Source organism: Blautia sp. AF19-13LB, assembly GCF_003479105.1.
GTDB lineage: Bacteria > Bacillota > Clostridia > Lachnospirales > Lachnospiraceae > Fusicatenibacter > Fusicatenibacter saccharivorans.
The window spans coordinates 103,581-114,017 of the sequence record NZ_QUGO01000012.1 but is presented as its reverse complement, the minus strand read 5'-3'; the positions used below and the strand labels follow the sequence as shown (position 1 = coordinate 114,017).

The window sequence follows — 10,437 nt, the reverse complement described above, 5'->3', positions numbered from 1 at the left end:
TTCACTGTCGGCCGGAAGAACTGGCTGTTCAGTGCCAGTCCGAAAGGAGCTGCCTCCAGTGCTATTGTGTATACAATGGTCGAGATGGCAAAAGCGAATGATCTGAATACCTATAAATATCTGCCATATCTCTTATCACAGCGGCCAGACGATAAAATGTCAGATGAACAGTTGGAACAGCTTGCCCCATGGAGCGAGACTGCGAAAACGAACTGTCAAAACTAAAATAGAGTAAAACGCTTGCATCTATCATTTTGGTGCAAGCGTAATTCATGAGTAACGTAGCAATATTTTGCGCTTACGATGGTAAGATGGCTTACATGAGAGAACAGAGGAACAACAGAAAAATCGAGAATGCGGTAAAGGCTGAGCGTCATACGAAGCTGATGCAGGACAAGTACAAGGATCAGATTCAGGCTTCTATTTCGGCAACGAAACTTTATAAAGTAGTCTGGAATTCGAAAGATCCGGACGAGAATGCAGAGCAGAATAAGATGCGTATTTTCGTGGAGGATCTGGACAGCGTTGCTGCAATCCTAAAATATCAGGGATCGAAAACGGCGGTTCTGAATTTCGCTTCTTACCGGAGTCCGGGCGGCGGTTTTATCAGGGGCAGTATCGCGCAGGAAGAATGTCTGTGTCATGAATCGTTTTTGTACAATGTGCTGGAAAGTTTTCAGAGAGAGTTTTATGAATGGAATATGCAGCATAAACAGAAAGGGCTGTATTTGAACCGTGCGCTGTATTCGCCGGAAATTGGATTTTTCCGTAATGGGAAGGAAGCGTTCTGCGATGTGATCACCTGTGCAGCACCGAATAAGGCGGCGGCACAGAAATACGAAAATGTCTCCGACCGGGAAAATACAGAGGCGCTGAAAAGCAGAATCCAGTTTGTGCTGGATATTGCGGAAAAGAACGAGGTAAAGACTCTGATTCTGGGTGCATACGGATGTGGTGTTTTCGGACAGGATGCAAAAGAAGTTGCCGGGATTTTCAAGGAATTTCTGACAACGACGCATACAAGTTTCGATACGGTCGTGTTCGCGGTGCCGGATGGAAAGAATGGGAACTACAGAAGATTTGCGGAAGTATTTAAAGAAAACTGAGCATATATATTTAGGAAAGAAGAAAACCGGGATGTTTTCCTGCAGATGAAGCAGGGTGGCATCCCGGTTTTGCTTAAAAGAGCGCGCAGCAGTTATACTACGGGATGAATGACTGGGCAGATGAAGCATGATAAAATTTTACCTGTGGCGTTTTACAAATGCCTATATAAAATTATTTTGAGAGAGGATTTTGAAAAATGGGAAAGCGAAAATTGGCATCTGTGCAGTATGTACATCACATAACTCCAATTGAAGGAGCAGACAGAATAGAGTGTGTGCATGTCCTGGGATGGAAGTGTGTTGCGAATAAGGGACAGTTTCGGGTTGGAGATTGCTGTGTATATATGGAAGCAGATTCGTTTCTTCCGATTTGTGAGCAGTTTGAATTTCTGCGAAGCAGCAGCTATGAGAAGAACGAACTTCTGGGAGAAGGTTTTCGGCTGAGAACTATGAAATTTAGAGGCCAGATTTCTCAGGGCCTGGTTCAGCCTTTATCTATATTGCCGGAAGGAACGTATAAGATTGGTGATGAGGTTACAGAGCTGCTTGGAATCAGAAAGTGGGAAGTAGAGGAAAGAGTCACCAGCAGTGGTACGATTATAGGGGAGTTTCCAGACGGAATTCCAAAAACAGATGAGCTGAGAGTACAGTCTTATCCAGAATTGATCGACGAATTTAAAAAGATAAATGGATATTACATCAGTACAAAGATGGACGGAACCAGTGTTACGATGTATCGGAAAGACGATCATTTTGGTGTATGCGGAAGAAATTTTGAATATGCAGATGACGGAAAATGTGCGATGTGGAAATATGCACATGAAAATGGGATACCCGATAGAATAAAGGAGAATAATCTGTCAGATCTCGCAATTCAGGGTGAATTCTGCGGTGCTGGTATTCAAAAGAACAGATTAAAGCTGAAAAAACCGGAATGGTATGTATTTACCATGATAGATCTGAAAACACACAGAAGACTGTCTCTTGCGAAGATGAAAGAACTGTGCGGAATTCTGAACCTAAAAATGGTTCCGGTGGAAGAAGAAAGAGATTTGTTTGAGTATGATAGTATCGAAGAACTTTTAGAAAGAGCAAAGGGAAAGTATACATCTGGTATGAATAAAGAAGGAATTGTAATACGCCCATTGGAACCGGTGTATTCCAGAATTGTGGAAGGACCGTTATCTATGAAAGTATTAAACAATGATTATTTGCTAAAGAAATAAAAGAACTGTTTGAAGAAACTTGAGCATGTATATTTGTCAATAGAGGAAAACCGGGATGGTATTCTGCTTCATCTGCAGGATACCATCCCGGTTTTGCGTAAAAGAGAACGCGGCAGTTATACTGCGGGACGAATGACTGGGCAGATGAGGTATGATAGAATTTTACATGGTGAAAGAGATGAGAACGGCCAGGTATCTCATCGAGTGGGAGAGATTAATTATGCGCCTGCCATCCCGGTACAAGGAACTCGTTACTGTCTGCCTTTATCAGAAACTGAAGGATGAGATTGCGGATCTGGATGAGAAGATCATGGACAATCTTTTCTTCTTCCGAATCAGTGCATCGGACTGCAACGAGCATGATACGCTCTTCTACCTGAAGAGCCTGGATCTCGACCGCAGAATGGGTTATGAGCTGGGTACGATCTATGAGTGTACCCATGAGAATTAGAAAGGAAAGGGGTATTATTTTATGGAGCAGAAGAAATTTATGGATATCAAGCGAATCGTGCAGGAAAATGAGATGCACAAAAACAAGAACACCTGGGCTTTCGAGCCCGGGGATCACATTGTGATTCAGATTAAAATCGATGGAAGCAATGCCAGCGTACGGTATGACCCGGAAACAGGAAAGCTTGCGGCGTTCTCCAGAAAGCAGCAGATCGTGAGGACAAAGGATGTCGACGCGACATCAAAATTTCTCGACTATGTGGATACACTGGACGCGGAGAAGTTTCAGAAGTATCCCGATTATGTATTTTTCGGGGAATGGATGACGCGTCATCGTGTACCGTATCCGGAGAAATATCTGAATATCTGGATCATGTACGATGTCTACGATCTGAAAGCGGACGGTTATCTGCCGCAGAAGCAGGTAAAGGCGCTGGCGGCTGAGGTAGGAGTTCCGTATATACATGTGCTGTATGACGGACCTTTCGTGGACTGGGATCACTGTCGGAGTTTCATGCGGATTACGAAGTATACGGATGGGGACTGCGAGGAAGGCATTATCGTCAAGAATATGTCGAAACTGAATAATCCGGACTCGAGAGCGCCGTTTGTGCTGAAGATTGTGAATGAAAAATTTTCAGAGATGAAAGCACAGAAAGCACCGATCACATCGGAGCAGGAAGCGGCGAAAAAGATGGCGTTTGCAACTGTTGAGCGGATGGTGACGCGGGAGCGCGTGGAAAAAGAGCTGTATAAAATGCGCGATGAAGGTATTCTGCCAGAGGAGTTTGGAACGGCAGAATGGAAGCTGATTGCCCCGGTGATCGCAAAAAGAATCTATGCGGACTGCGTGAAGGAAGAGGCGGAGGCCGTGGAAGCCTGCGGAAAACTCTTCGGTAAAATGTGCGGTGGGCAGACGATGAATCTTGCAAAGAGTATTCTGAAGAAGATGGATGAAGCACGCGGGAAATAAGGAATTTTTTCTGGCGGAGATCTGATAAAAGAAAAAGCTCAGGGGAACCAGAGTTATGAAAGTAAGGTTAACTCTGGACCTGAGCTTTTTTGGGGGTTGTAGCTTAGGGTAGTAGTTGCTTTGCGTAGGCAGAAGCCACTCAGTTTCCTTTTAGTTACATCTATGATATTACACTTTCCAGAGAAAAAATGCAAGCCCAGGATGAGAAAAAGGATTCAACTGTCGGGGGACAGTTACGGTTCACTGCTGAATGAACAGTAACGAGGATACATTTTTTAGAAATAATTTGGAGAATAACGAGGAGAATTTTAGATGGATGCTTATAATAATGTTGGGATTGATTCCATAGAAACAGCAAAAAATCTGAAAAAACTTAGAATTGAGAATAACTTGAAGTTAAAACAGGTGAGAGACGCGATTGGACTTTCGGCAGAGCAGACGGTATGCAGTTGGGAGAGCAAAACACATCCGAAACTTCCAAGCATTGATAATGCGTTGAATCTGGCACGGCTTTATGGAGTCAGACTTGACCAGTTGTACAAGACACGTCCGGTGAAAACAGGCAGCCCGGAAAAAGTGGATCAGGAAATCCGGGACAGAATAACGATTTCCATGCGGATGGGTGAGTTTGAGGAGTTCTTTGACGATATGCGGATGGAACGGGAAAGCATCTGCGGGCCATTCGTCGCAGCGGAAGCACAGCGTGAGGACGGAACCTGGGAACCGGAGACGATTCCGCTGCCGGATGAGCTGACTTATTTTTCATATGATCTGTTCAAACTGAAACTTTGTAAAAAGAAAGGAAGCAACAAGGCTCAGTTTTACCCTGGCACAGGATGCTTTGTCATAACACCGGAAGGGCTGGAAGACGAAAAACTTGTACTGCACAACATGATCCATCTCCACGAGTGGGTGCTGAACCAGGTGCCGGGCCATTACAAAGAAATGGTTACCAAAAGTCTCTATCAGGAACTGCGAAAGAGCATCAGCAATCTGGATGAACGTATAGAGGAAAACCTGTCCTTCTTCCGGGAAAGCCAGACGGACTGCGATGAACATGATACGCTCTTTTTCCTGAAGAGCCTCGACCTTGACAGAAAAAGAGGGTATGAACTCGGGACGATTTACGGAAGTAAGTGACATTTTTAAAAATTTAACCCGAAAAAATATGTGTCCAGAAAAGAAAGCAAAAGTTGGGGAGACCAAAAACACATATAATCTAAAATGATAAAAAAGTACCTGAAACAGTATATAAAAAGGGGTAAAAGGAAAAAAGAAGGGGGTCTAACCTGAACGAAAATTTTTTCTGTCCTGACCTTTTATGATTTTAACCCGGAGTGTAAAATATGGGTATAAGAAAAGAAATTAGGGAGGGCAAAGATATGAAAGAATCGGAACAGATCTATGCAAACTTGAACATGAAGAAAACGGGCGAAAATATCCGTAGCCGGCGTGAAAGATTGGGGATGAACCGACCGGACATTCAGAAGAAGATGGGGCTCGCCGGGGTTCAGAGTGTCTGGAACTGGGAGAAAGGAAAAAAGATGCCGAACATTGAAAATCTGTTTGCACTTGCCGAGATCTTACATACGACGGTAGATGATCTGTGTGTGCGGGAGATCGTGGAAGTTTGACATGGATGAGAAGAAGGCTGTCTGCTGAGAAAGCAGGCAGCCTTTTTCCTGAATTGGGCATGTTCGTACCATAATCGACGCTATTGTAGGAATAAAAGAAAAAATTTGAAAAATTTTAAAAATTACCGTTGACAAATTAAAAGAACAGTGCTAAAATCTATAAATGTCAGCGGGACATAAGCGCTGATGAAAAACAGGATATGGGATCTTAGCTCAGCTGGGAGAGCATCTGCCTTACAAGCAGAGGGTCATAGGTTCGAGCCCTATAGGTCCCATATTTATCAAAAATTACATATGGCGAGATAGCTCAGTTGGCTAGAGCACGCGGTTCATACCCGCGGTGTCGAGGGTTCGAATCCCCCTCTCGCTATGGTTGGAGGCTCCTGTGTGAACAGGAGTCTTTTTTTCGTTTTCCTGGCGGATGATTTCTTTTTCTGGTTGGGTATAGTATAATGAGCAGAGAACATAGGAAAAACAGAGTTTTTGCTGCAGAAAGGGGATAGTTTTTGTGAAGTTGTTTCATTTATCGGATCTTCACATTGGAAAACGCGTGCATGAGTTTTCCATGATCGAGGACCAGAAATATATGTTGACACAGATCCTGCAGGCGGTTATGCGGGAAAAACCGGATGGAGTTCTGATTTCCGGAGATGTATATGACCGGACGATTCCAACGGCGGAGGCAGTGCAGGTGTTGGATGCCTTTTTAACCAGCCTTTCGGAGCAGGAAGTTCCGGTTTTTATCATCAGCGGCAATCATGACTCGGCGGAGCGGCTGGCATTTGGGTCGAATCTGATGGGGAAGAGCGGAATCTATTTGTCGAAGGTATATGATGGAAGAATAGAAAAGTTCGCGTTACAGGATGCATATGGAACGGTGTGGATTCATCTTCTTCCGTTTCTGCGCCCGTCAACCGTACGCCATGCCCTGCCGGAACGCGCGGAGGAGATTCAGTCCACGGCAGATGGCGTGAGGGCGGCACTGGAGCAGACCCAAATAGATCCAGGAGAGCGGAATATCCTTTTAGCGCATCAGTTTGTGACAGGCGCGCTGCGGTGCGAGGCAGAGGAACTGCAGGTAGGTGATGTGGATCAGATTCCGGTGGAGCTTTTTGATGCGTTTGATTACGTGGCGCTCGGCCATATCCATAGTCCGCAGAAGGTTGGCCGCGAGACCGTGCGCTACTGTGGTTCACCACTCAAATATTCGTTTTCCGAGGCTGGACAGGAGAAGTCGATTACCATTGTAGAGCTGAAAGAAAAAGGAACTGTCGAACTTCGCACGATTCCATTGAAACCGCTCCACGATCTTCGAAAAATCCGTGGAACGTATCTGGAAGTGACAGCAAAAACGTTCTATGAAAACAGCGACCGTACGGATTATCTGATGGTAACCCTGACGGATGAGGAGGATGTTCCGGACGGCATGGCGAAGCTTCGGACGATTTATCCCAATTTGATGCGTTTGGAATATGACAATAAAAGAACGCGTTCCAATGCGGAGGTAACGGCGGCGGAACGTATCGAGGAAAAATCGGAACTGGAGCTGTTTCAGGAATTTTATGAACTGCAGAATAACCAGAGCATGACGGAACAGCAGAAAGCATTTGTGAAAGCATTGCTTAGGGGGATAAAAAGATGAAGCCAAAGAAATTGATTATCAGTGCATTCGGACCATATGCGGACCGGACAGAACTGGATTTTACAAAACTGGGCAGCGGCGGCCTGTATCTGATTACAGGTGATACCGGTGCAGGAAAAACAACAATTTTTGATGCGATTACCTTTGCGCTCTACGGCGAGGCAAGCGGTGAAATCCGGACGGGGGAGATGTTCCGCAGCAAGTATGCCGCGCCGGAAGTGCGCACTTTTGTGGAGCTTACCTTTGCGCATCAGGGAAAAGATTATATGGTAAAGCGGAATCCGGAGTATGATCGGCCGAAGGAGCGCGGTCAGGGAATGACGAGAGAAAGAGCAAATGCAGAACTGATTTTTCCGGATGGGAGACAGCCGGTGACGAAAAGTACGGAAGTGACAAAAACTGTAACGGAACTTCTCGGACTGGATCAGAAGCAGTTTCGACAGATTGCCATGATCGCGCAGGGGGATTTCCAGAAACTTCTCCTGGCAGAAACGGCAGATCGAAGTGAAATTTTCCGGAAAATGTTTCATACGGAAATTTATCAGGAGCTGCAGAATCGTCTGCGGGATGCCGCGAAAGAGCGAAGCAATACGTATAGTGAAAAGCGGAGGAGTATTCTCCAGTATCTCGACAATATCGTCTGCCCGGAGGATGCGGTGTTCAAAGAGGAATTTGCGCAGTTGAAAAAGGCAAATTTCGACGGTCAGGTGATGCGGGGGATGGAACTGCTGGCACGTTGCATCGAGATGGATCAGAAAAGACTTTCGGATCTTGAGCAGGAGCGGAAAGCGGTGGAAACAGAGATGGAGCAGAAAACCCAGCTGCTCGGCAAGGTAAAAGAGAGCCAGAAGCGGCGGGAGGAAAAAGCACAGAAGGAAAAGAAACTGGCGGGACTGGTTCCAGAGGAAGCGGAAAAACAGCAGAAAAGCGAACGGGCAGAACGGGAGGCTTCCATCTGCAAAGAACTGGAGGAGCAGATCCGCGCAGAACAGGAAAGCCTGGAACTGCTGAAGAAGATGAAGCAGGAACAGGCAGAGCTTTTGGAAAAGCAGAAAGAACTGCAGACGGCAGCGGAAGAGAAGGACAGACTGAAAGCAGAGCAGGAACAGGCAAAAGCGCAGCTGCTTGAGAAAAGAAAACGGGAAGAAGATCTTTCCGGCGTGGATGCGGTTTTGGCGAGGGTACAGCAGAACGAAACGCGGGCGCAGGAGCAGATCATGGCAATCCGGGGATGCCGCGAAAAAGTTCAGGAGTCCGAGAAGAAGACGGGGCTTCTGGCAGCAGAACTGGAAGGCCTGACACAGCAGGACACCGAGCTGGCATCCCGGATGGAAGCAACGACGGTATTTCTGAAAGAAAGACAGGATGCTGCATTTGCGGAGGAAGAATATCGCCGGGCGCGGACCGAATTTTCGCAGCTGCTGCGAAAATGGACGGCAGCGCAGAAGGAATGGAAAGAAAAGCAGGAAGCGTATCGAAAAAGTCTGGAAATCAGAAATGATGTGCGGGAAACGTGTCAGGAACTGGAACAGCTGTTTCTGGATGCGCAGGCGGGAATCCTGGCAGAAAATCTGACAGAGGGAATCCCATGTCCGGTCTGCGGATCCGTGCATCATCCAGTGCTGGCGAGAAAGGCGGAACATGTGCCGGATAAAGAAACACTGGATCAGCAAAAAGAAAAACTGCAGAAGCAGAACGAAGTGACTGCGGCATTAAGCGAAGCGGCAGGAAACTGTAAAAGACAGGCTGAAACGGCAAGGGAAGAGCTGACGCAGCGGATTGCCCGGGGAACCGCTGCTCCGGCAGAAACAGCAGATCAGGAATGCAAAAAAGAGCAGGAACGTCTGACACAGCTTTCGGAAGAGCAGTTTGCACAGGCTGCGGATGAAACAGAAAAGCAGCTTGCGGCAGAAGAAAAGCGTCAGAAAACACGACGGGAAGAATATGCGGCATATGAGAAACGTCAGCAGCAGGAACAGAAGCAGCGGGAAAAACTGAAACAGGTGATGGCAGAAAAACAGGCAGAGCTTGGACGGCTGGGCGGAGAAAAGCAGACACTTCTGGATCAGCTGAAACAGAAAATGGAAGACGCACAAAAAGCGATCTGTGAGGAAGTGGACATGGAAGAACAGCCAGCTGCTGTGGCAGCAGCTTACTGTGAAAAGCGTCTGGAAGAGAAAAAGAACAGAATCATTCTCTATAAGGAACGAATGCTGGAAAGACAGAGCGAATGGAAAGCTCTGAAACAGATGATTCCAGCAGAAACTGAGCGGGCAGAGCAGCGGGAAAAAGCAATCCATGCGAAGGAACTGCTGGAGGCGAAAGGAAAAGAGGCGGAAAAAGCGCTGCTGGAAAAGATCGGAGAAAAAAAAGAAAAGCTGGAAGGAAAAGACGAAACACAGCTCCGAACAAATATTTCCGTATGGAGTGCAAAAAAAGAGCAGCTGGAACAGGCGCAGAAGAAAGCAAAAGAAGCATATGAAACAGTGAAAGAACGGCTTACCGAAGTGCGCGCGGCACTAGAGACGATCCGCTCTCTGGAAGAAAATGAGGAGACAGATCGGACACTTCCTTCCGAAACAGAGCTGCAGGAAAAAATAGCGGAGCTGACAGAACAGAAACAGCAGCTGGAACAGAAATACAACGAACAGTATCATGCGGCAAATACAAACCGTAAGACGTACGAAAATGTACAGAATCAGCAGAACCAGATGCAGGCATTGGAGGAAGAATACAAATGGGTGCGGGCGCTTTCGGATACGGCGTGCGGCGGCATGAGTCAGAAATTGAAAATCGAACTGGAAACGTACGTTCAAATGACGTATTTCGACCAGATTCTGCGAAAAGCCAACCTGCGTTTCATGACGATGAGTGATGGTCAGTATGAATTGAAGCGTCAGGAAGCCTCAGGAAAAAATCTGAAGGTCAAAACTGGTCTGGATCTGAATGTCATTGATCATTATAATGGAACGGAGCGCAGCGTGCGTACCCTCTCCGGCGGCGAAGCATTTCAGGCCTCCCTCTCTCTGGCCCTTGGCCTTTCCGATGAGATTCAGTCGCACGCAGGCGGAATCCAGCTCGATGCGATGTTTGTGGACGAGGGGTTTGGCTCTCTTGACGAGGAATCCCTGAATCAGGCTGTGAAAGCACTGGAGGGACTGGCCGGTGGAAACTGTATGGTTGGAATTATCTCCCATGTGCCGGAACTGAAAGAGCGAATTGAGAGAAAGATTGTCGTAATGAAAAGCAGAAGCGGCGACCGCGTAGGAAGCATGGCGGTTATTGAATAAGTGAAAATCCAGGAAATGAGTTTTTAAATTTCTTGTCAGAAGGCGGATGCAATGGTATAATAAGGTTCGTTGAGCCCGAAAGAACGGGCGCAGCACAGTATTTTACCTGACATCGG

General features: G+C 46.6%; 9 protein-coding genes and 2 tRNA genes. All 11 read left to right on the top strand.

All coding sequences use genetic code 11. From position 1 onward, the window contains the following. On the top strand, positions 1 to 225 hold a 225-nt coding region (locus tag DWX32_RS13505), incomplete at its 5' end, for a transposase domain-containing protein (protein ID WP_147398499.1). 47 nt (positions 226 to 272) lie between these two features. After that, positions 273 to 1,106, top strand: coding sequence for a TIGR02452 family protein (locus tag DWX32_RS13500; RefSeq protein ID WP_118594509.1), 834 nt, complete (start codon positions 273 to 275; stop codon positions 1,104 to 1,106). A gap of 197 nt (positions 1,107 to 1,303) precedes the next feature. Continuing rightward, positions 1,304 to 2,332, top strand: a complete 1,029-nt coding sequence (locus tag DWX32_RS13495; RefSeq protein WP_118594508.1) for an RNA ligase (ATP) — start codon at positions 1,304 to 1,306, stop codon at positions 2,330 to 2,332. A gap of 151 nt (positions 2,333 to 2,483) precedes the next feature. Further along, a complete protein-coding gene (locus DWX32_RS13490; RefSeq protein WP_119188929.1) occupies positions 2,484 to 2,783 on the top strand; it encodes a hypothetical protein in 300 nt (99 codons plus the stop codon). A gap of 21 nt (positions 2,784 to 2,804) precedes the next feature. Continuing rightward, positions 2,805 to 3,755, top strand: a complete 951-nt coding sequence (locus DWX32_RS13485; RefSeq protein ID WP_118594506.1) for an RNA ligase family protein — start codon at positions 2,805 to 2,807, stop codon at positions 3,753 to 3,755. A gap of 312 nt (positions 3,756 to 4,067) precedes the next feature. Further along, complete coding sequence (locus tag DWX32_RS13480; RefSeq protein ID WP_118594505.1) at positions 4,068 to 4,895, top strand: helix-turn-helix transcriptional regulator; 828 nt, start codon at positions 4,068 to 4,070, stop codon at positions 4,893 to 4,895. A 242-nt stretch (positions 4,896 to 5,137) separates the two neighbouring features. Next, on the top strand, positions 5,138 to 5,389 hold the full coding sequence (locus DWX32_RS13475; RefSeq protein ID WP_158578725.1) for a helix-turn-helix domain-containing protein: 252 nt from the start codon (positions 5,138 to 5,140) through the stop codon (positions 5,387 to 5,389). A 202-nt stretch (positions 5,390 to 5,591) separates the two neighbouring features. Continuing rightward, positions 5,592 to 5,664, top strand: a tRNA-Val gene (locus DWX32_RS13470). 21 nt (positions 5,665 to 5,685) lie between these two features. Beyond that, a tRNA-Met gene (locus DWX32_RS13465) sits at positions 5,686 to 5,759 on the top strand. Positions 5,760 to 5,897: 138 nt separating this feature from the next. Then, positions 5,898 to 7,031 (top strand): exonuclease SbcCD subunit D, encoded by a 1,134-nt coding sequence (locus DWX32_RS13460; RefSeq protein ID WP_118594503.1) that lies wholly within the window; start codon positions 5,898 to 5,900, stop codon positions 7,029 to 7,031. Further along, complete coding sequence (locus DWX32_RS13455) at positions 7,028 to 10,321, top strand: AAA family ATPase (protein ID WP_118594502.1); 3,294 nt, start codon at positions 7,028 to 7,030, stop codon at positions 10,319 to 10,321. The genes DWX32_RS13460 and DWX32_RS13455 overlap by 4 nt, the downstream gene beginning before the upstream one ends. Positions 10,322 to 10,437 lie beyond the last annotated feature (116 nt).